Annotated in this window: 16 protein-coding genes and 1 tRNA gene; 12 read left to right on the forward strand and 5 right to left on the reverse strand. The window is 61.8% G+C overall.

The genetic code is table 11. The features are described 5' to 3' along the window. Positions 1-51 precede the first annotated feature (51 nt). The 6 genes from AC07NT_RS05365 (at position 52) to AC07NT_RS05390 (ending at position 10,272) form a co-directional block, all read left to right on the forward strand. Entirely contained in the window at positions 52-3,129 is a 3,078-nt protein-coding gene (locus tag AC07NT_RS05365) for a type I restriction endonuclease subunit R (RefSeq protein WP_498597471.1), read from the forward strand. After that, positions 3,119-4,441, forward strand: a complete 1,323-nt coding sequence (locus tag AC07NT_RS05370) for a restriction endonuclease subunit S (protein ID WP_498597470.1) — start codon at positions 3,119-3,121, stop codon at positions 4,439-4,441. The genes AC07NT_RS05365 and AC07NT_RS05370 overlap by 11 nt, the downstream gene beginning before the upstream one ends. Beyond that, positions 4,438-5,541 carry an AAA family ATPase gene (locus AC07NT_RS05375; RefSeq protein WP_498597469.1) on the forward strand — a complete coding sequence of 368 codons (1,104 nt, stop codon included), beginning with the start codon at positions 4,438-4,440 and terminating at the stop codon, positions 5,539-5,541. Before AC07NT_RS05370 ends, AC07NT_RS05375 begins: the two co-directional genes overlap by 4 nt. Further along, positions 5,538-7,151 carry a type I restriction-modification system subunit M gene (locus AC07NT_RS05380; protein ID WP_498597468.1) on the forward strand — a complete coding sequence of 538 codons (1,614 nt, stop codon included), beginning with the start codon at positions 5,538-5,540 and terminating at the stop codon, positions 7,149-7,151. The genes AC07NT_RS05375 and AC07NT_RS05380 overlap by 4 nt, the downstream gene beginning before the upstream one ends. 58 nt (positions 7,152-7,209) lie before the next feature. Further along, a complete protein-coding gene (locus AC07NT_RS05385) occupies positions 7,210-8,124 on the forward strand; it encodes a restriction endonuclease (protein ID WP_498597467.1) in 915 nt (304 codons plus the stop codon). A 231-nt stretch (positions 8,125-8,355) separates the two neighbouring features. Further along, a complete protein-coding gene (locus AC07NT_RS05390; RefSeq protein WP_498597466.1) occupies positions 8,356-10,272 on the forward strand; it encodes an FAD-dependent monooxygenase in 1,917 nt (638 codons plus the stop codon). 25 nt (positions 10,273-10,297) lie between these two features. Here the strand turns inward: AC07NT_RS05390 and AC07NT_RS05395 are convergent, their stop codons facing one another. Both AC07NT_RS05395 and AC07NT_RS05400 read right to left on the reverse strand, forming a co-directional pair. Beyond that, positions 10,298-10,936 (reverse strand): ATPase, encoded by a 639-nt coding sequence (locus AC07NT_RS05395; protein WP_498597465.1) that lies wholly within the window; start codon positions 10,934-10,936, stop codon positions 10,298-10,300. Position 10,937: 1 nt separating this feature from the next. Next, on the reverse strand, positions 10,938-11,318 hold the full coding sequence (locus tag AC07NT_RS05400; RefSeq protein WP_498597464.1) for a TA system antitoxin ParD family protein: 381 nt from the start codon (positions 11,316-11,318) through the stop codon (positions 10,938-10,940). Positions 11,319-11,521: 203 nt separating this feature from the next. On the opposite strand from AC07NT_RS05400, the gene AC07NT_RS05405 reads away from it, so the two are divergent. Then, complete coding sequence (locus AC07NT_RS05405) at positions 11,522-12,343, forward strand: HDOD domain-containing protein (RefSeq protein ID WP_498597463.1); 822 nt, start codon at positions 11,522-11,524, stop codon at positions 12,341-12,343. A 65-nt stretch (positions 12,344-12,408) separates the two neighbouring features. Then, positions 12,409-12,485, forward strand: a tRNA-Arg gene (locus tag AC07NT_RS05410). A gap of 34 nt (positions 12,486-12,519) precedes the next feature. On the opposite strand, the gene AC07NT_RS05415 is transcribed toward AC07NT_RS05410, so the two are convergent. From AC07NT_RS05415 to AC07NT_RS05425, 3 genes are all read right to left on the reverse strand, one after another. Next, complete coding sequence (locus AC07NT_RS05415) at positions 12,520-14,253, reverse strand: methyl-accepting chemotaxis protein (RefSeq protein WP_498597462.1); 1,734 nt, start codon at positions 14,251-14,253, stop codon at positions 12,520-12,522. 247 nt (positions 14,254-14,500) lie between these two features. After that, a complete protein-coding gene (locus AC07NT_RS05420) occupies positions 14,501-14,740 on the reverse strand; it encodes a hypothetical protein (protein ID WP_498597461.1) in 240 nt (79 codons plus the stop codon). Positions 14,741-15,129: 389 nt separating this feature from the next. Further along, a complete protein-coding gene (locus tag AC07NT_RS05425; protein ID WP_498597460.1) occupies positions 15,130-15,702 on the reverse strand; it encodes an NUDIX hydrolase in 573 nt (190 codons plus the stop codon). Here AC07NT_RS05425 and AC07NT_RS05430 point away from each other — a divergent pair. The 4 genes from AC07NT_RS05430 to odhB all read left to right on the forward strand — a co-directional run bounded on the left by AC07NT_RS05430 (position 15,701) and on the right by odhB (position 22,583). Beyond that, a complete protein-coding gene (locus AC07NT_RS05430) occupies positions 15,701-16,162 on the forward strand; it encodes a DUF2784 domain-containing protein (RefSeq protein WP_498597459.1) in 462 nt (153 codons plus the stop codon). The genes AC07NT_RS05425 and AC07NT_RS05430 overlap by 2 nt on opposite strands. Positions 16,163-16,269: 107 nt before the next feature. Next, entirely contained in the window at positions 16,270-18,177 is a 1,908-nt protein-coding gene (locus AC07NT_RS05435) for a propionate--CoA ligase (protein WP_498597458.1), read from the forward strand. 176 nt (positions 18,178-18,353) lie between these two features. Next, the gene (locus AC07NT_RS05440) at positions 18,354-21,248 is read left to right on the forward strand and encodes a 2-oxoglutarate dehydrogenase E1 component (protein ID WP_498597457.1); all 2,895 of its coding nucleotides are present in this window, start codon (positions 18,354-18,356) and stop codon (positions 21,246-21,248) included. 75 nt (positions 21,249-21,323) lie between these two features. After that, positions 21,324-22,583: a 2-oxoglutarate dehydrogenase complex dihydrolipoyllysine-residue succinyltransferase gene (odhB, locus tag AC07NT_RS05445; protein WP_498597456.1), complete on the forward strand. Its 1,260-nt coding sequence runs from the start codon at positions 21,324-21,326 to the stop codon at positions 22,581-22,583. The last annotated feature ends 3 nt before the right edge of the window (positions 22,584-22,586 follow it).

A 22,586-nucleotide genomic window follows, 5' to 3' on the forward strand; every position in this document is an offset into this window, starting at 1 on the left:
TTCCCCGTAGTGGTGCCTCATAGAATACGTCACGGGAGAGAGGGTTTATTGATGACCACCGCTGAAAGCCAGATTGAACTAGCGCTTATCGCCAAGCTGGATGAGCTCAAATACGTCTACAGGCCTGATATCCGCGATCGCGCAGCCCTGGAAGCGAATTTCCGCGAGAAGTTCGAGGCCCTCAACCGAGTCAAGCTGACCGAAGCGGAGTTCGCCAAGCTGTTGGATGAAATCGTCACCCCCGATGCCTACACTGCGGCCAAGACACTGCGCGGCATCAATGCCTTCACCCGCGATGACGGCACGCCGCTGAACTACACGCTGGTGAACATCAAGGACTGGTGCAAGAACCACTTCGAGGTCATCCACCAGCTGCGCATCAACACCGACTATAGCCACCACCGCTACGACGTCATCTTGCTCATCAACGGCGTGCCCTGTGTGCAGATCGAGCTGAAGACCCTCGGCGTGAATCCACGCCGGGCCATGGAGCAGATTGTCGAATACAAGCACGACCCCGGCAACGGCTACACCAAGACGCTGCTCTGTTTCATGCAGCTCTTCATCGTCAGCAACCGCGACCGTACTTACTACTTCGCCAATAACAACGCCCGCCACTTCGCATTCAATGCTGACGAGCGCTTTCTGCCTATCTATGAGTTCGCGAACGAAGCGAACGAAAAAATCACCCACCTCGACGAATTCGCCGAGCGCTTTCTGAAAAAGTGCGACCTCGGCCAGACCATCAGCCGCTACATGGTGTTGCTCGCCGGTGAGCAAAAACTCATGATCATGCGGCCCTACCAGGTCTATGCCGTGCAGCACATCGTTAAGTGCATCGATGAAGACAACGGCAATGGCTACATCTGGCACACCACGGGCAGCGGCAAGACGCTCACCTCCTTCAAAGCCTCCACGCTGCTGAAGGAAAACGACCACATCCACAAGTGTGTGTTCGTTGTAGACCGCAAAGACCTCGACCGCCAGACGCGGGAGGAATTCAATCGGTTCCAGGAAGGCTGCGTCGAAGAGAACACCAACACTGCGGCCCTGGTGCGACGCTTGCTGTCAGAGGACTATTCCGACAAGGTCATCGTCACCACCATCCAGAAGCTGGGCCTCGCGCTGGACGAAAACAGCACGCGCAACAAGCAGCGCACCAAGAACGGCCAGGCCACCTACAAGGAACAGCTCGAAGCGCTGAAGGAAAAACGCATCGTCTTCATCTTTGACGAATGCCACCGTTCGCAGTTTGGTGACAACCACAAGGCAATCAAATCCTTCTTCCCCAAGTCGCAGCTCTTTGGCTTCACCGGTACGCCTATCTTCGAGGCCAATGCCTCCTTGCAGAAGATCGAGGACACCCAGGCCTCTATGCGAACCACGGCGGACCTGTTCCAAAAGCGGCTTCATGCCTACACCATCACCAACGCCATCGAAGACGGAAATGTCCTGCGTTTTCACATCGACTACTTCAAGCCGAAGCCCAACAGCAAGGAAGAGTCGAAGGGAGTTGGCAAGGGGGCGCCTAAAGACGATGCACCAAAACCTCCTTTTCCTAAACCGGCCATCGTCAGCGAAATTCTGTCGAAGCACGACGCCGCCACGGGTGGGCGCCGCTTCAACGCCATCCTGGCCACCGCGTCCATCAACGACGCCATCGAATACCACACGCTGTTCAAGACCATGCAGGCGGACAAACAGGCCGCCGACCCTGACTTCAAGCCGCTGAACATCGCCTGCGTCTTCTCGCCGCCCGCCGAGCTCGCGGAAAACGAGGCGGCCAAGAAGGACATCAACCAGCTGTCCGGCGACCTTCTGCAGGAGCAGGAGGACAACAAGGTGGAGCCGGAGAAGAAGAAGCAGGCGCTTGAATCCATCGTTGCCGACTACAACGCCCGCTACGGTACAAACCACCGCTTGAGCGAGTTCGACCTCTACTACCAGGATGTGCAAAAGCGCATCAAGGATCAGCAGTGGCCCAATAGCGATTACCCGGCCGCGCAGAAGATCGACATCACCATCGTGGTGGACATGCTGCTCACTGGCTTTGATTCCAAGTTCCTGAACACGCTCTACGTGGACAAGAACCTCAAGCACCACGGCTTGATCCAGGCCTTCTCGCGCACCAACCGCGTGCTCAACGGCACCAAGCCTTACGGCAACATCCTCGACTTCCGCCAGCAACAAGATTCCGTCGACGTTGCCATCGCTCTTTTCTCCGGCGAGAAAACTGGCGAGCAGGCGCGGGAAATTTGGCTGGTGGACAAGGCGCCGGTGGTCATCCAGAAGCTGGAGTCAGCCGTGCAGAAGCTGGACAACTTCATGAAGTCCCAGGGCCTGGCCTGCACGCCCTCCGCCGTGGTTAACCTGAAGGGCGACGCCGCCCGCGCCGCCTTCATTACCCACTTCAAGGAAGTTCAGCGGCTCAAGACCCAGTTGGATCAATACACCGATCTCACGGTGGAAAACAAGGCCGCCATCGAGCAGGTGCTTCCCGATGAAAACCTGCGAGGTTTCAAAGGCCAGTATCTGGAAACCGCCAAACGGCTCAGATCGCAGCAGGGCAAGGACGGCAAGAATGGTGACGGGCCCGGTTCAGACGACCCCGTAGACCAGCTCGACTTCGAGTTCGTCCTCTTCGCCTCCGCCGTCATCGACTACGACTACATCATGGGCCTCATCGCCAAGTTCTCGGCCAAGGCGCCGGGCAAGACCAAGATGACCCGCGAGGAACTCATTGGCCTCGTCAGCGCCGATGCCAAGTTCATGAACGAGCGCGACGACATTGCCGAATACATCGGCACGCTCAAGGCGGGCGAGGGCCTCTCTGAGGCCGCCATCCGCGACGGCTACACCCGCTTTAAGGTCGAAAAGAACGCCAAGGAACTCGCCGATATTGCCGCTAAGCACGGCCTCGCCACTCCTGCCCTGCAAGCCTTCGTGGACGGCATCCTCGACCGTTTGATTTTCGATGGCGAGCAGCTCAGCGACCTGATGGCCCCGCTGGACCTCGGCTGGAAGGCCCGAAGCCAGGTTGAACTCGCCCTGATGAAAGACCTCCACCCCCTCCTTACCAAACGCGCCGGTGGCCGTGACATTTCAGGACTCAGTGCGTATGAGCAATAACAGGAAAGCCACTGATACGACGGAAGGGGCAGGGCCTGCGCTGTTGCCGAAGCTGAGGTTTCCGGAGTTTCGAGGGGCGGAGGCATGGAAGCCCGTAACGCTCCAACAAGCATCTACGCCAGTAACAGAGCGCGTCGGGGCAAGGAAACTGACGCCTGTAAGCATCTCCGCTGGCATTGGCTTTGTTCCACAGGCCGAGAAGTTCGGGCGGGACATTTCCGGCAACCAGTATCAGCTCTACACCTTGGTCAAAGACGGCGACTTCGTTTACAACAAAGGCAACTCGCTCAAGTTCCCGCAAGGCTGTGTTTACCAGTTGCGGGGCTGGGGCCGAGTCGCCGCGCCTAATGTCTTCATCTGCTTCCGGCTCAAGGACGGCTACTCGAATGTGTTCTTTCAGAACTGCTTCGAGCAGAACATGCACGGCAAGCAGCTCAAGAAGCACATCACGAGCGGCGCTCGTAGCAATGGCTTGCTGAACATCAGCAAAGAAAATTTCTTTGGCGTCGAAATCCCCACTCCAAGCCCTGCCGAACAACAAAAAATCGCCGAGTGCCTGAGTTCAGTGGACGAGCTGATCGCCGCGCAAGCGCGGAAAGTGGACGCGCTCAAGACCCATAAAAAGGGGCTGATGCAGCAGCTTTTCCCCCGCGAAGGCGAAACCCAACCCCGCCTCCGCTTTCCTGAATTCAAAACTGCCGGGGAATGGGAGAAGAAGCCTTTCTCCGAACTCTGCAACATCAAACATGGCTACGCCTTTGAGGGAGAGTTCTTCAGCAACGAAGGCGATTATGTGCTGCTCACTCCCGGTAACTTCTTCGAGCAAGGAGGCTACCGCGACCAAGCTGAGAAACAAAAATACTACATTGGCGATATTCCCCGCGACTATGTGCTCAATAGCGGAGACTTGCTCGTAGCGATGACCGAGCAGGCAGCCGGTTTGCTCGGTAGTCCCATTCTCGTCCCGGAGACCGACAAGTTCCTGCACAACCAGCGACTCGGGCTTGTAACGATGAAGCCCGGAGTCGCCTGGGAAAACGAGTTCTTCTTCCATGTATTCAACACTCATCCCATTCGGAAATCGATTCATGCCACCGCGTCCGGCGCGAAGGTGCGCCATACATCGCCCACAAAGATTGGCGAAGTCACCGTCTCCGTTCCCACCACATTGCAGGAACAACAACGCATCGCCTCGTGCTTGAGCAGTCTCGACGCCCTGATCACCTCGGAGACCCAAAAGCTCGAAACCCTCAAGACCCACAAAAAAGGGCTGATGCAGCAGCTATTCCCATCCCTGGAGAACGATTCATGACCCACCAAGAAATCGCCGAGCAGATCAAGGGCGCCAAAGAGAATATTCTTCTGATCTATGCCTTCAACGCCACAGGTAAAACACGGCTTTCCGTCGCTTACAAGGACGCCACGAAAGGCCAAGATGGGAAACACGCGGGTGTTTATTACAACGCATACAGCGAAGACATCTTTGTTTGGGACAACGACACTGCAAATGGCGAAGCGAGCATTCGTCTGCTTGTAACTGAAAGCAGTCTAAATCGCTTTCATGGGGACATCAAAGAACCTGATATTCGCAAGAAGTTGGAACCCTACAAACCAAAATACGATTTCTTTTTCAACCCGTATGCTGACCCTGAAAAGGGGATCGAATACATCACCTTCTACATTCAAGGGGATGAGGCGAAGCCGATCAAGATTTCACGAGGTGAAGAGCGAATATTCGTGTGGTGCTTTTTTCTCGCACTATTTGAGGCAGAAGGATGGGCGGATACGCAAGATCAGCATTTTTTTATCGATGATCCAGTATCAAGTTTAGACGACCACAACATCTTCATCACGGCCGCAACAATCCTCGACTTGATCGATAAGCACTTCGCGAAACGAAAGCTAATCATCACCACCCACCACATCGGGCTATTCTCAATACTTTTTGATTGGCTTAAGAAAGGAGAGAAGGCTGGAACCTACAGCAAAGCAACCAAGGCTTGGATCCTATCTTTGAACGGTGATCAACTGAGTCTCAAGAGTCACGATAAGGAAGTATTCCTCTATCACCTTCACTTGCTGCAAATGTTGAAAGAAGCGCGGACATCTGAGATTCAGGCTTTTCACTTCGCCCTGTTGCGGCAGGTCCTCGAAAACATTGCATCGTTCCTCGGGGTGGGGCGAGTTGGCTACGTTTTAGAACAGCTAGGTTTTAAGCCGGAGGAGCGAGTCCTGGAGATTGTTAACTTCCTCTCCCACAAAAATGTCTACCGATATGAGAGCGCTGTCCTTGTGCCTGACAATGAGAAGCTATTCGAGGAGATCTTTGATGGCCTGATGGACAAATACAAATTTGTCCTGCACGCGCCGGCAGCAGCAGTTCCAGCAATACCCGCAGCGCCCCAACCATGACCGACGCCAATCAAAAACAACTCGGCAACACCCTCTGGAGCATCGCCGACCAACTGCGAGGAGCAATGGATGCGGACGACTTCCGCGACTACATGCTGTCTTTCCTCTTCCTGCGCTACCTCTCCGACAATTACGAGACGGCGGCGAAAAAGGAACTGGGACGGGACTACCCAGATGTGGGCACAGACACCCGAAAGGTGCCGCTGGCACTCTGGTATGCGAATAACGTGGATGACATCCCCGCCTTCGAGAAGCAGATGCGCCGCAAGGTGCACTACGTCATCCAGCCCGCGCACCTGTGGAACAGCATTGCCAACATGGCACGCACCCAGAACGCGGAGCTGCTGAACACGCTACAAGCGGGCTTCAAATACATCGAGACGGAGTCTTTCGAGAGCACCTTCCAGGGCCTGTTCTCCGAGATTGACCTGAGTTCCCCAAAGCTTGGCAAGACCTACGCTGACCGGAACGCCAAGCTCTGCGCCATCATCCAGAAGATCGCCGAAGGGCTGGCGGAGTTCTCCACGGACATTGACGCGCTGGGCGATGCCTATGAATACCTGATCGGTCAATTTGCCGCTGGGTCCGGCAAGAAGGCGGGGGAGTTCTACACTCCGCAGCAGATTTCCGACATCCTTTCCGCCATCGTCACGCTGGATAGCCAGGAACCGAAAACCGGCACCAAGAAGCGGCTGGAAGGCGTGCTGGACTTTGCCTGCGGCTCGGGCTCCCTGCTGCTCAACGTGCGCAAGAAGGTGGCCAAGGCGGGCGGCACCATCGGCAAAATCTTCGGCCAGGAAAAGAACATCACGACCTACAACCTCGCTCGCATGAACATGCTGCTGCATGGGGTGAAGGATACGGAGTTTGAGATTTTCCACGGCGACACGCTGCTCAACGAGTGGGACATGATGCGTGAGCAGAACCCGGCCAAGAAGCCAAGCTTCGACGCCATCGTCGCCAACCCGCCCTTCAGCTACCGCTGGGAACCGACGGACGCGCTGGCCGACGATGTGCGCTTCAAGAGCCATGGCCTCGCGCCCAAGTCCGCTGCGGACTTCGCCTTCCTGCTGCACGGCTTCCACTACCTCAAAGACGAAGGCGTAATGGCCATCATCCTGCCGCACGGCGTGCTTTTCCGGGGCGGTGCGGAAGAACGCATCCGCACAAAGCTGCTGAAGGACGGGCACGTCGACACGGTGATCGGCCTGCCCGCGAATCTGTTCTATTCCACCGGCATACCTGTGTGCATCCTAGTGCTGAAAAAGTGCAAGAAGCCGGACGACGTGCTGTTCATTAACGCTGCGGAGCACTTTGACAAGGGCAAGCGCCAGAACCAACTGAGCAAGAAGCACATCGACAAGATCATCAAGACCTACCAGTTCCGTGACGAAGAGCCGCGCTACTCACGCAAGGTTGAGATGGCGGAGATCGAGAAGAACGATTTCAACCTGAACATCTCGCGCTACATAAGCACGGCGGAGGCACAGGAAGAAGTCGATCTGGCGGCGGTGCATCAGCAACTGGTCGACATGGAGAATCAGGTATTGAAGGCTAAAGAAAGGCACAACACGTTCCTTCGGGAACTTGGGTTGCCCTTGTTGCCTTGATGATGCGGAGCCCTAGACAATCAGGGTTGCGCGTCGGTATCTAGTGAAAGGATGAGTCATGGCTGAAGTCACACGGCGGCGTACCGGCGAATTCCTCCGGGAGTTGTTTTCCATTCTGATGGCGGCTCCAGATGGGTTGCGTGCGAGTGAAGCACTGGCCCTTCTTGCTGGTCGATTCAAACTCACACCCTATGAGGCTGGAACCTACGAATCAGGTTCGCGACGCTTCGAAAAGATTGTGCGATTTGCTTCCGTTGACTGCGTCAAGGCTGGATGGCTCGTCAAGGACAAGGGGATTTGGTCGATTACCGATGACGGCCGCAAGGCGCACGCAGCGCTAACGGATCCGGAAGCCTTTTATCGCCGTGCGTGCAAACTCTATGCCGAATGGAAAGCCTCGCAGCCTGACGCTGAGATTGCATCAACTCTCGATGGTGCCGCGCCAGGCGCACCAAATGAGGCGGAGACCCAAGCCAAAGCCGTCAGTGTTACGTTTGAGGAGGCCGAAGAGCAGGCTTGGGTAGAGATCTCGCAGTATCTGCGCGGGATGAATCCGTACGAATTTCAATACCTCGTGGCGGACCTGCTCCGTGCCATGTCGTACCACGTGACTTGGGTGTCGCCGCCGGGTAAGGACGGCGGTATCGACATATTGGCGGCGCCTGATGCTCTTGGCGCACAGTTGCCGCGTATCAAAGTCCAGGTGAAGCGTCAACAGCAGGCGGTGACTGTTGATGGCCTTCGCTCCTTTATGGCGTTGCTTGGGGATGACGACGTCGGATTGTTTGTTTGTACTGGCGGATTTACGAGGGATGCAGAGAACGAAGCCAGAACCCAGGACCGACGTCACGTCACGCTGATTGGATTGGAGCGGCTTTTTGATCTTTGGGATGAACACTACGACAAGCTGACAGATCAAGCGAGGCGGCGGTTGCCGTTGCGGTCTATCCGGTTCCTATCGCCTGGCGGTTAAGCTGTCCATCAGTGCGTCCGTAGTGCGCTAGACGCCCCCACTCATGGGGGCGTTTTCTATTCTTCGTTGCATCCGTCCCGGGGTAAACCCTCATTCTTGTCCGTTCGATCGCCGGTTGACGTTCGTCAATATAATATGCATACTTATCAATATTGAATTCGGCGGCTCGTTTTGAGCCGGCCGCACGCAAACCGAGCCGTCGGTGCTGTTGTTCAGTCTTTGGAGATAACGATGCAGTTTTACAAGAATGGCTTCAGGGGCGGCAACCCCGACGTCAAGCAAGCAGCGCCGAACCGGCGTAACCGGGGCATCAACGAGCCGCTGCCGGAAAAGGTGGACGTGCTGATTGCCGGCACCGGCCCGGCGGGCCTGTGCCTGGCGGCGCAGCTGGCGCAGTTCCCGGAGATCGAGACGATGATTGTGGAGCGCATGCCCAGCAACATCATCAAGGGCAAGGCGGATGGCATCAACACGCGCTCCATGGAGATGTTCCAGGCCTTTGGCTTTGCCGACAAGGTCAAGCGCGAGACCTACTGGGTTAACCAGACCAATTTCTGGATGCCCGACCCCAAGAACCCAGCTCACATCAAGCGCGCGGGCCGGGTGCAAGACGTGGCCGACGACAGCTCGGAGATGCCGCACATCCTGATCAACCAGGCGCGGCTGCATGAGCTGTTCCTGGAGGTCATGCGCAATTCACCTTCGCGGCTGGAGCCGGACTACAGCTGGGAAATCGTGGGCCTGACGGTGGACAGCACGACCGACGACCACCCCGTCACCGTGACGCTGAAAGACGCCAGCGGCTTGAACTGGGGGGTGACGCGTACCGTGCGGGCCAACTACGTGGTGGGCTGCGACGGCGCGCATTCGGCCGTGCGCAAGGCGATCGGTGGGGAGCTCAAGGGCGATGCCGCGCACCAGGCCTGGGGTGTGATGGACATCCTGGCCAACACCGATTTCCCGGACGTGCGGCAGAAGTGCCTGATCTCTTCCGCCAATGAAGGCAATCTGCTGATCCTGCCGCGAGAAGGCGGCTACCTGTTCCGCATGTATGTGGAGATGGACAAGCTGCGCCCCGACGAAAAGGCCGCGCAGCGCAAGCTCACGCAGCACGACATGATTGCGGCGGCCAACCGCATCATCAAGCCCTACAGCATCGACGTGAAGGACGTGGTCTGGTGGTCCATCTACGACATCGGGCATGCCATCACCGACAAGTTCGACGACGTGCCCGCGGGCGTGGACCGCAACCCGCGCGTGTTCACCGCGGGGGATGCCTGCCATACCCATTCGCCCAAGGCGGGGCAGGGCATGAACGTCTCGATGCAGGACACCTTCAACCTGGGCTGGAAGCTGGTGCACGTGCTCCAGGGCCGGGCCGATGCCAGCCTGCTGCGCAGCTATTCCCGCGAGCGGCTGACCGAGGCCAAGCGCCTGGTGGAGACGGACCACAAATGGGCGCGCATCATGTCGGCCCCCACCACGCAGGCCGAGCGGGAGGGGCTGGAAGAGCCGCGCATCATCCACCACTTCAAGCAGAACCTGGAGTTCACGGGCGGTCTGGCCGTCCACTACGACCCGTCTGCGCTCATCGGCCCGGCGACCTGGCAGGCGCTGGCGACGGGCGAGACTATCGGCCGGCGCTTCCATTCCGCGCCCGTGGTGCGTGTGTCGGACGCCAAGCAGATGCAGCTGGGCCATGTGGCCGAGGCCGATGCGCGCTGGCGCATCTACGCCTTCGCCGGCAAGGCCGATGGCACGGATTCAGTCTCGGCCATCCACAAGCTGGCGGACTGGCTGGAAACCGGCGCAGACTCCCCGGTCGTCAGGCACACGCGCAAGGGGGAAGACATCGACGCGGTGATTGATTTGCGCGCCGTGTTCCAGCAGACCTTCGACCAGCTGGCCTACGAGAAGATGCCCTCGCTGCTCAAGCCCAGGACCGGCAAGCTGGGCCTGCAAGACCATGAGAAAGCCTTCTGCGTGGACCACAAGGGCGTGGGCGATATCTTCGACATGCGTGGCATCAGCCGCGACAAAGGCTGCATGGTGGTGGTGCGCCCCGACCAATACGTGGCCCACGTGCTGCCGCTGGACGCGCGCCAGGAGCTGGCGGCCTTCTTCGCGGGCGTCTTGCTGCCGGCCTGAAGCCAACGGAGCAGGGGGGGACAGGTTAGTCCCGCCCCCACAGCACGCGCTGCGCCCAGGCGGGCAGGGGCTGCACCAGCTCCTGCGTCCAGGCCTTTTTGCACAGGGCCACGGCGGTGTGTGTGCCGGGCGTGACGTCCTGCGTGTCGTAGAGGATGGCGGCGTTGGCCAGGCGCACGGCGCGGGTCAGGTGGGTGAGGGTACGCGGGTAACGCGCGAGGATGCGTTCGGGCGGCACAGCGTGACCGCCTTCGCGCACGCGCTGGGCCACACGGGCCAGCAACTGCTGCGAGTCTTCGAGCGCCACCACCAGCAGCATCACGAAAAAGCCCTGGGCCTGCGCCTGTGCGATCAGCTCCAGCTTGGATTCGTGCGAGAACACGGTTTCGCTGACCAAGGAGGTGCCGGCCTGCAGCAACTCAGCGCGGCGGGTTTCGGCCCAGCGCTGCGCGGCCCGGGAGCGGGCTTGTGCATCCTTGATGTGCTGCAGGTGTTCCGCCTCTTGCAGGTCGGCGTTGACGAACTCGACTTCAGCGGGGATGACGCCGGCCAACACCAGCGCGCGGTACAGGGTGGTCTTGCCGGCGCCGTTGGGGCCGGCCAGCAGGTAGAAAACGGGTTTGTGCTTGCTGCGCCCAGGGCTGCTGGCGCGGGCCTGCGCCATCTCAGTGGCGCAGCTTGGTGGCCTTGCGGCGGTTGCCGGCCACCACCTCGCGCACGCGCTGGGCCAGGCTGCCGTCGTCTTCCACGCTCATGAACTGGGCGAGCAGGGCGTCGGCCTGGCTGCCGGCGGGCTTGGCCTTCTTGGTCGTGGCCTTGGCGGCCGTGCGCGGCTGGCTGCTGTGCAGCGTGGCTTCGTACTGGGCGATGGCGGCCTGGGCTTCTTGCGCGGTCAGGCCGCTGTCTTCGACGATGCGGCCCAGTGTGGCCCAGTATTCCACCTGCCCGGCCACGGAGCGGCGCAGCGGCTGCGCGGCATTGCGCGCCTGTTCCACCAGGGCGGTGGGCAGTTTGACAGAGGCAAAACCGTTGGGCGAGGTGGGCATGGCGGGGCTCCTGATTGGCGCATTATGCGCCATTTTGGCTTTTGGTGCCCGGGGCCGTGAATCGGGGGTACCAGGGGCCGGCAGAGAGGCCGCGGGGCAGGGTGGGTTCACAGGCCGTGGCACGCCCCGATGTCAGGTTGCGGCGGATAATGCGGGCTTCGCGTGCCGGGTGACCGGTGCGCCTTCTGCCTACTGCGTCTGCCATGGAACTCCTGCAACTCATCCAGTCCCCCGGGGCCCTGCCCAGCATCCCGCGCGTGATCGCGCTGGTGATGAGTGAGCTTGATTCCGACGAGCCCGATCTGCGCAAGATCGGCATGCAGCTCAAGGAAGACCCGATCATGACGGCGCGGCTGCTAGCCGTTGCCAATTCGGCGCGTTTCAACCTGAGCCGCGGGGTGACCAGCGTGGCCGAGGCGCTGCCCCTGCTGGGCCTGAACGAGTTGCGCGACATGACCTACGCCGCTGCCTTTGCCAGCGCCTTTCGCCAGGTGGGCGGGGTGAACATGCCGCAGTTCTGGCGCTACAGCCTCAACGTGGCCAAGCTGGCGCGCCGGATGGCCATGGACACGCCCCAGGTGTCGGCCGCCTTCACGGCCGGCCTGGTGCACGCGGCGGGGGAGCTGGTGCTGCACCGCGCGCTACCGGAGCAGATGGCCGAGCTGGACGAGGCGGTGCCGGTGTTCGACCTGCAGCGCGCGGCGGCCGAGAAGAAATTGTTGGGCTATTCCTACGCCCAGGTGGGCGCGGCCTTTGCCAGCGCCTGGAGCCTGCCCACGGTGCTGGTGAATGTGCTGGCCTACCACGTGGACCCGACCGTGCCCGAGTGCAGAGAGCCGCTGGCGGCTGTGGTGCACCTGGCCGCCTGGCGCGCTCGCGCGCACGAGGTGCACCTGGGTCTGGATGCACTGATGGCCACCTACCCGGAAACCATCGCCTCAGTCCTGGGCGTGAACAGCGAGCAGGTGCTGGACGAGCAGGTGATCGACTGGACCTCGGTGCAGGAAGTTTCAGGCTATCTCTGAGCGCGGGGCACACTGCGCCGAACGTGACGGGGCGGTATGATCCCCGCCACCCGTATTCATCTTGTCAGCCCGTAGCTCAGTTGGATAGAGCAACAGCCTTCTAAGCTGTGGGTCGGGGGTTCGATCCCCTCCGGGCTGACCAATTCCTCACTGCTTCATCGCCCTCCGGTGGCGCCTCAGAAGCTTTCCCAGTCGCCATCATTGCCCTTGGGCGTCGCTGCTACCTTCACGGGGGCGGGTGGCGCAGCCTTGGGCGGGCTGGCCAGCGCCGGTGCCACTTTGCGGGCGGGAGCGGGCGCAGGTTTGCTCGCGGCGCGGGTGGCTGGTGCGGCATTGCTGACCGCGGGCGCACCTGGGCTGGTTTCGCTCTGGTTCAACTTGAAGACGGCGACGGTCTGCACCAGGTCCTGGGCCTGGCCGCGCAGGCTGCTGGCGGCGGCGGCCATTTCTTCCACCAGGGCCGCATTCTGCTGCGTGGCCTGGTCCATCTGTTGCACGGCTTCGCCGATCTGCGCCACACCTTGGCTCTGCTCGGTGCTGGCCGCGCTGATCTCGCCCATGATGTCGGTCACTCGGCGGATGCTGCTGACCACCTCGTTCATGGTCTTGCCGGCCTGGTCCACCTGGGCTGTGCCCTGGTCCACCCGGCCCACGCTGTCGGTGATCAGGGTCTTGATCTCCTTGGCGGCCTCGGCCGAGCGGCTGGCCAGGTTACGCACCTCGCTGGCCACCACGGCAAAACCCCGGCCCTGTTCACCGGCGCGTGCCGCTTCCACGGCGGCGTTCAGCGCCAGGATATTGGTCTGGAAGGCGATGCCATCGATGACGGTGATGATGTCGGCGATCTTCTTGCTGGACTCGCTGATGCCCTTCATGGTGTCCACCACCTGGGTCACCACCTCGCCGCCCTGCACGGCCACGGTGCTGGCGCTCTGGGCCAGCTGATTGGCCTGTTTGGCGTTGTCGGCGTTTTGCTTGACGGTGGAAGAGAGTTCTTCCATGGACGCGGCGGTTTCTTCGAGCGCGCTGGCCTGGCTTTCGGTGCGGGCGCTGAGGTCCTGGTTGCCCTGGGCGATTTCGGCCGATGCGGTGGAGACGGATTCGGAGCCCTGGCGCACGCGGGACACCACTTGCACCAGCGATTCCTGCATGTCGGCCAGGGCCTTGAGCAGTTGCCCGACTTCATCCTTGCTGTTGACGTTGATGCGGTGGGTCAGGTCACCGCGCGCCACGGCTTCGGCCGAGCTCACCGCTTCGCGGATGGCGGAGACGATGCTACGGATGATGGACTGGCCGAGGAGGATGGCGATGAGCACCCCCACCACGATGGAACCGATGGACAGGGCGCGGATGGATTCATAGCGTTTGACCGCCGAAGTGAACTCGTCTTCCGCCACGTCGACCTGGATCTTGATCAGCGCATCCAGCGCCTGGGCCACGGGGGCGTTCAGGGTGCGCACCTTGTCCAGCATGGCCTGCTTGTTGGCCTCGACATCGCCGCGGCGCGCCGCTTCCATGGCGGGGCGTATGCCCTCGGCCAGCAGGCGCGCGTAGGCGTCTTCGAACTGCTTGGAGATCTTTTCTTCTTCTTCAGTGGCCTTGGTGGACCGGTAGGCTTTCCACTGCTTGTCGATGATGACCAGGTTGCCGTCGATCTGGTCCAGGTTCTTCTTGACCTCGTCCGCGCGGGGGTCCATGACGCTGTAGGCCAGCGCCACGCGGTTGCGCAGGTTCTGGCGGTTGACCATGGCCAGCTGGGTGACGGGCACCATGCGGTCTTCGTAAACCGTCTTGAGCGCGTCATTGGTGCTGCTGATGCCGTTGAGGCCGATGATGCCGATGACGATCAGCAGGACCGACAGCAGGGCGATGAGAAGATTGAGCTTGACTGATATTTTCAAGTTTTTCATGAGAGATCTTTCTCCTCAGTGGTACCGGCGGACATCGCAGGCTTACCTGTTCACCAAAATGCCACAGCGCGTCCGCGGTGTACAGACGGAGATACACCCGGAAGATGTCTATTTCGTCGAAGGATGTGAAAAGAGTCTCGGACGAGACCCATGCCGTGTGGGCACGGCACTTCATGCTGCGTTGCACCAGATGCGCGGGCCTGTGTGGCCTGATGCGGCTTGAAGTGCCGGGCTGACCGGCGTGCACTCAGTGGCGCTGCAGCACCAGGCGCGTGGGGGTGACTTGCAGTTTTTCGGCGTCCACCGAACTGCCCAGTTCCTGCAGGTAGACCAGCAGCTGGCTGCGGTTGATCACCACGTGGCCCACGGTGTATTCACGGCCCTGGTAGCCCACGCGCGAGCCCGCGCGGTACAGGGGGAGGTTCACTGTGGTGGGTTCAGCGGGAAGATCCTGCGCGGCTTGCAGGAAGTCGGACTCGTTTTTCACTTGGGGCACTCTGCACGGCTGACAGGGGCAGCGCCATGCAAGTGTCAGGGCGCCGCCGCCTTGGGGTTACCAGGAGATACGGGGGAAGCCTGCAAGATACCACAGCACAAAGATGGAGATCAGCACGGGCAGGCCGATACCGATGAAAGTCAGCAAAGTGAGGAAAAAAGTCCAGAGTTGGCTCAGCCATTCCCTGAAGACCTCGCGGAGGTCTACGTTCCAAAAATGCTGATTCCGCTCTTGCCGCTTCATTTTGGGTTTGTCTCTGTGTGGTGGCCTTGCTTGGACGCGGGCCTAGCCTGTTCACAATTTACCCCGAATCCGGAGGGGCGGATAGCGCGATAAGCGGGGAAATGTAAGGGTATATGTCGCGTGTCGGCGCCGCAGCGTCAGACCAGGTCGACGTCGTGCACCTGGAAATGGCCGGCCTTGCGGTCGGCAAAGTAGCGCTCCAGCGTTTCCTTGACGGTGCGAAAGGCGATCTCGTCCCAGGGAATCTCGTGCTCGGCGTAGAGCTGGGCTTCCATGGTTTCCTGGCCCGGCATGAACTGGTCGCTGAGCAGCCTGGCGCGGTAGAACAGATGCACCTGGCCGACACGGGCCACGCTGATGATGGTGAACAGGCCTTCCATCTCGATCTGGGCGCCGGCTTCTTCGTCCGTCTCGCGGGCTGCGCCCTGGGCCGTGCTTTCGCCCAGCTCCAGGAAGCCGGCGGGCAGGGTCCACTTGCCTTTGCGCGGTTCGATATTGCGCTTGCACAGCAGCACCTTGTCGCCCCAATGGGGCACGGTGCCCACCACATTGAGCGGGTTTTCGTAGTGGATGGTACTGCAGGCGGGGCAGACCGCGCGTTCGCGGGTGTCGCCGTCGTCGGGGATGCGGTAGACCACGGCCACGCCGCAGTTCTTGCAGTGTTTGATGGGGCTGTGCAGCATGCCAGCGAGTGTAGGGGAAACCGGCATGCGGTCGCGCCGGGCCGCCCTCTATCATCCGGCCATCATGGAGACCCTGCAGCTCTGGCAGATGCTGGCCGACGCGGTGCTCACCCTGCATGTCGCGGTGGTGGCTTTTGTGCTGGGAGGGGCGTTGGTGGTGGTGCCGGGCGGCTGGCTGGGCTGGCGCTGGGTGCGGGCGCCGCTGTTTCGTTGGGCGCATCTGGGGGCCATCGGTTTTGTGGTGTTGCAGGCTTGGCTGGGCGCGACCTGCCCGCTGACCCAACTGGAAAACCATTTGCGCCGCCAGGCCAGACTGGCCGGTTACGAGCGCAGCTTCATCGAAGACTGGTTGCAGCGCCTGCTGTATTACGACTTGCCGCCCTGGGCTTTCGGGCTGGCCTACACCCTGTTTGGTCTGTTTGTCTTGTGGCTGTGGCGACGTTGGCCGCCGCGGCCGTGGTGGCGGGCCTCAAGGCAGAAAGCTTGACTTAGGTCATTTTGCGGGCCTGGAATGGGTGGGCCGCGTCAGTTTGCCGCAAGATGCGTCCTCATAATTATGAATTCAGTTCAAAACAAGACCCGAGGAGAGCCTGGATGAGCCGCTACGCCGAGTTTTACCGCCGTTCCATCACCGACCGTGAGGCCTTCTGGGCCGAGCAGGCCCAGCTGATCGACTGGCAACAGGCGCCGCAGCAGATCTGCGACTACAGCAATCCGCCTTTTGCGCGCTGGTATGTGGGTGGCACCACCAACTTGTGCCACAACGCGGTGGACCGGCACCTGAAGGATCGCGCCGACCAGGCTGCGCTGATCTATGTCAGCACCGAGACCGGGCAGGAAAAGACCTACAGCTTCCGCGAACTGCACACCGAAGTGCAGCGCATGGCCGCCAGCCTGCGCGCCCTGGGGGTGGAGCAGGGCGACCGCGTGCTGATCTACATGCCCATGATCGCCGAGGCGGCCTTTGCCATGCTGGCCTGCGCGCGCATCGGGGCCATTCACTCGGTGGTGTTCGGAGGTTTCGCATCGGGTTCCCTGGCTTCGCGCATCGAGGATGCCGAGCCCAAGGTGGTGGTCAGCGCGGATGCCGGTTCGCGAGGCGGCAAGGTGGTGGCCTACAAGCCGCTGCTGGACGAGGCCATCCGCCTGTCCAAGCACAAGCCGCAGTCGGTACTGCTGGTGGACCGCCAGCTGGCTCCCATGGACCTGACGGCCGGGCGCGACCATCTGTGGGGCAAGCTGCGCGAGCAGCACCTGAACACCGTGGTGCCCTGCGTGTGGCTGGACGCGACGCACATCAGCTACACGCTCTACACATCGGGCACCACCGGGAAGCCCAAGGGTGTGCAGCGCGACACGGGGGGCTACGCCGTGGCCCTGGCCGCGAGCATGAAGTACATCTTCGAAAGCCGGCCCGGCGAGACCTATTTCTCCACCAGTGACATCGGCTGGGTGGTGGGGCACAGCTACATCGTCTACGGCCCGCTGATCGCCGGCATGGCGACCATCATGTACGAGGGCCTGCCCATCCGGCCCGATGCCGGCATCTGGTGGCAGCTGGTGGAGAAGTACAAGGTCACGCGCATGTTCTCCGCGCCCACGGCCGTGCGTGTGCTGAAAAAACAGGACCCGGCCTTCCTCAAGAAATACGACCTCTCCAGCCTCAAGGCGCTTTACCTGGCGGGCGAGCCGCTGGACGAGCCCACGGCGCAGTGGATCAGCCAGGGCCTGGGTGTGCCCATCATCGACAACTACTGGCAGACCGAGACGGGCTGGCCCATCCTGACCATCGCCAACGGCGTGGAGCGCGCGCCCAGCAAGTTCGGCAGCCCGGGTGTGCCCATGTACGGTTTTGACGTGAAGCTCATCAGCGAGGCCACGGGCCAGGAGCTGGTCGGCCCGGACCAGAAGGGTGTGGTGGCCATCGAGGGCCCGCTGCCGCCGGGTTGCATGCAGACCGTGTGGCGCGACGACGCGCGTTTTGTGAACACCTACTGGAAGAGCATCCCGGGCAAGCTGGTCTACAGCACCTTCGACTGGGGCATACGCGACAAGGACGGTTATTTCTTCATCCTGGGCCGTACCGACGACGTGATCAACGTGGCCGGGCACCGCCTGGGCACGCGCGAGATCGAGGAATGCATCGCCAGCCATCCCAATGTGGCCGAGGTGGCCGTGGTGGGGGTGGCCGACCAGCTCAAGGGCCAGGTGGCCATGGCTTTTGCCGTGGCACGCGACGCCAGCGCCCTGGGCGACCCGGCTGCGCGCCTGAAGCTCGAGGGCGAGGTGATGAAGGTGGTGGACAGCCAGCTGGGTGCGGTGGCCCGGCCTTCCCGCGTGTTTTTCGTGAACCTGCTGCCCAAGACCCGCAGCGGCAAGCTGTTGCGCCGGGCCTTGCAGGCCGTGGCCGAGGGCCGCGACCCGGGCGACCTGACCACGCTGGATGATCCGAGCGCCCTGCAGCAGGTGCGGGAGCTGGTGGGCGCCGTCACGAAATCATAAGAATCAGCATGCAAATGCATAAGCAGCTTTGCGTCACCGGGGAATCGGTGGCACAATCTGGCCTGTACTAAGGCTCCTTCCTGCCACAGTCGCATCCGCCAACCGGTCCAGCCGTGCCGCGGAAGGTTTTTCCAACCAGTCAAAGTTTCCTTCAGGGAAACGGAGGTCAGCGCAATATGAGCGAATCCCAATCTCAGGGTTCCAAGTCCGCGTCCGTCTATCAGACGTACAGCGACAACACCTATCTGTTCGGGGGCAATGCTCCGTACGTCGAAGAGATGTACGAGAACTACCTCGCCAACCCCGGCAGCGTCCCCGACAACTGGCGCGATTACTTCGACGCCCTGCAGCACGTGCCCGCTGTCGACGGCACGAACGCCAAGGACATTCCCCACCTGCCCGTCATCAATGCCTTTGCCGAGCGTGCCAAGGCCGGTGTGACCCAGGTGGTCATGGCCACGGGTGCCGACTCCGAGATGGGCCGCAAGCGCACCGCCGTGCAGCAGCTGATTGCCGCCTACCGCAACGTGGGCCAGCGCTGGGCCGACCTGGACCCGCTCAAGCGCACCGAGCGCCCCGCCATTCCCGAGCTGGAGCCCTCCTTCTACGGCTTCAGCGACGCTGACCAAGAGACGGTGTTCAACATCAGCAACACCTTCTTCGGCCGTGACTCCATGTCGCTGCGCGAGATGCTCAACGCGCTGCGCGAGACCTACTGCGGCACCCTCGGTGCCGAGTTCATGCACACCACCGACCAGGCGCAGAAGCGCTGGTGGCAGCAGAAGCTGGAAAGCATCCGCAGCAAGCCGAACTACGGCGCTGAAAAGAAAAAACAGATCCTGGACCGCCTGACCGCGGCCGAGGGCCTGGAGCGATTCCTGCATACCAAGTACGTTGGCCAGAAGCGCTTCTCGCTCGAAGGCGGCGAGAGCTTCATTGCCGCCATGGACGAGCTGATCCAGCTCGCCGGTGTCAAGGGCGTGCAGGAGATCGTGATCGGCATGGCCCACCGCGGCCGCCTGAACGTGCTGGTGAACTCCATGGGCAAGATGCCCGCGGACCTGTTCGCCGAGTTCGACCACACCGCGCCGGAAGACCTGCCGGCTGGTGACGTGAAATACCACCAGGGCTTCAGCTCCGACGTCACCACCCCCGGCGGCCCGGTGCACCTGAGCCTGGCCTTCAACCCCTCGCACCTGGAGATCGTGAACCCGGTGGTCGAGGGCTCGGTGCGCGCCCGCATGGACCGCCGCGGCGACCCCAAGGGCAAGCAGGTGCTGCCGGTGCTGGTGCACGGTGACGCTGCCTTCGGCGGCCAGGGTGTGAACCAGGAAACCCTGGCGCTGGCCCAGACCCGTGGTTACTCCACGGGCGGCACGGTGCATATCATCATCAACAACCAGATCGGTTTCACCACCTCCGACCCGCGCGACATGCGCTCCACCGTGTATTGCACCGACATCGTCAAGATGGTCGAGGCGCCGGTGCTGCACGTCAACGGCGATGACCCGGAAGCCGTGGTGCTGGCCACTCAGCTGGCGCTCGAGTTCCGTATGGAATTCGCCCAGGACGTGGTGGTAGACATCACCTGTTTCCGCAAGCTGGGCCACAACGAGCAGGACACCCCCAGCCTGACCCAGCCGCTGATGTACAAGAAGATCGCGGCCCACCCTGGCACGCGCAAGCTCTACGGTGACAAGCTGGTCACCCAGGGCGTGCTGACGGCCTCCGGCCCGGACGAGATGGTCAAGGCCTACCGCGCCGCCATGGACGCCGGCCGCCACACGGTGGACCCGGTGCTGACGAACTTCAAGAGCAAGTTCGCGGTGGACTGGTCGCCCTACCTGAGCAAGAAGTGGACGGATGCCGCCGAGACCGCCATTCCGCTGACCGAGTGGAAGCGTCTGGCCGAAAAGATCACGACCATCCCCGCGACGGTCACGCCGCACCAGCTGGTGAAGAAGGTCTATGACGACCGCGCCGCCATGGGTCGTGGCGAGATCCCGGTGGACTGGGGCATGGGCGAGCACATGGCCCTGGCCTCCCTGGTGGCCAGCGGCTACCCGGTGCGCCTGTCGGGCGAGGACTGCGGCCGCGGTACTTTCACGCACCGCCACGCCGTCATTCATGACCAGAATCGTGAGAAGTGGGACGTGGGCACCTATGTGCCGCTGGAGAACGTCAGCGAGGGCCAGGCGCCCTTCGTCGTGATCGACTCCATCCTGTCGGAAGAGGCAGTGCTGGGCTTCGAGTATGGCTATGCCTCCAACGACCCCAACACCCTGGTGATCTGGGAAGCCCAGTTCGGCGACTTCGCCAACGGCGCCCAGGTGGTGATCGACCAGTTCATCGCCTCCGGTGAAGTGAAGTGGGGCCGTGTGAACGGCATCACGCTGATGCTGCCGCACGGTTACGAAGGCCAGGGCCCCGAGCACAGCTCGGCCCGTCTGGAGCGCTTCATGCAGCTGGCCGCCGACACGAACATGCAGATCGTGCAGCCGACCACGGCCAGCCAGATCTTCCACGTGTTGCGTCGCCAGCAGATCCGTGATCTGCGCAAGCCGCTGATCATCATGACGCCCAAGTCTCTGCTGCGTAACAAGGACGCGACCTCGCCGCTGTCCGAGTTCACCAAGGGCGGCTTCCAGACCGTCATCGGCGAGCAGAAGGACATCAAGGCCGACAAGGTCAAGCGCGTGATCGCCTGCTCCGGCAAGGTCTATTACGACCTGGTCAAGAAGCGCGAGGAGAAGGGCCTGGACGACGTGGCCATCATCCGCGTCGAGCAGCTCTATCCCTTTCCGCACAAGGTCTTCGCCGCCGAGCTCAAGAAGTACCCGAACGCCACCGACATCGTGTGGTGCCAGGACGAGCCGCAGAACCAGGGCGCCTGGTTCTTCGTGCAGCACTACATCCACGAGAACATGCTCGAGGGCCAGAAGCTGGGTTATGCCGGTCGTGCGGCCTCGGCCTCGCCGGCGGTGGGTTACGCCCACCTGCACCAGGAGCAGCAGAAGGCCCTGGTGGAAGCCGCCTTCGCCAAGCTCAAGGGCTTCGTGCTGACCAAATAAGGATCAACGTTTTCTGAATCGGTGGAGGACAGGCGCTGACTGCCTGTCCCGCAAGCTAACAAAGAGAGAATTCACATGGCTATCGTAGAAGTCAAGGTCCCGCAGCTGTCCGAATCGGTGGCAGAAGCCACCATGCTGCAATGGAAGAAGAAGGTCGGCGAGCTGGTGGCTGCCGACGAGATCCTGATCGACATCGAGACCGACAAGGTCGTGCTGGAAGTGCCGGCCCCGTCGGCTGGCGTGCTGGCCGAGATCCTGGTCGGTGATGGCGGCACCGTGGTGGCCGACCAGCTGATCGCCCGCATCGATACCGACGGCAAGGCCAGCGCGGGTGCTCCCGCGGCCGCCGCTGCGCCCGCGGCTGCAGCGGCTCCCGCCGCCGCTTCGGCTGCCGCTGCCGTGTCGGCCTCCAAGGCCGGTGTGGCCATGCCCGCTGCCGCCAAGATCATGGCCGACAACAATCTGGCGCCGGGCTCCGTGCCGGGCACCGGCAAGGACGGCCGCGTGACCAAGGGTGACGTGCTGGCCACCGTGGCCGGTGGCGGCGCCAAGCCGGCTCCCGCTGCCATCCCCACCGGCGTGCCGACCAAGGCCCTGCCGCAGGTGTCCGCGCCGAGCGCGCTGCACCTGGGCGAGCGCCCCGAACAGCGCGTGCCCATGAGCCGCCTGCGCGCGCGCGTGGCCGAGCGTCTGCTGCAGTCGCAGTCGAGCAACGCCATCCTGACCACCTTCAACGAGGTCAACATGGCCCCGGTGATGGAGATGCGCAAGCGCTTCCAGGAGAAGTTCGAGAAGGAACACGGCGTCAAGATCGGCTTCATGTCCTTCTTCGTGAAGGCTGCCGTGCACGCCCTGAAGAAGTACCCGGTGCTCAACGCCTCGGTGGACGGCAACGACATCGTCTACCACGGCTACTTCGACATCGGTATCGCCGTGGGTTCGCCGCGCGGTCTGGTGGTGCCCATCCTGCGCAACGCCGACCAGATGAGCTTTGCCGACATCGAGAAGAAGATCGCCGAGTACGGCGCCAAGGCGCGTGACGGCAAGCTGGGCATCGAAGAGATGACCGGTGGCACCTTCTCCATCTCCAACGGCGGCGTGTTCGGCTCCATGCTGTCCACCCCCATCATCAACCCGCCGCAGTCGGCCATCCTGGGCGTGCACGCCACCAAAGACCGCGCCGTGGTGGAGAACGGGCAGATCGTGGTCCGTCCGATCAACTACCTGGCCATGAGCTACGACCACCGCATCATCGACGGCCGCGAAGCCGTGCTGGGCCTGGTGGCCATGAAGGAAGCGCTGGAAGACCCGGCCCGCCTGCTGTTCGACATCTGAGCC

The sequence above is a fragment of the Hylemonella sp. GW821-FHT10B10 genome, assembly GCF_059415585.1.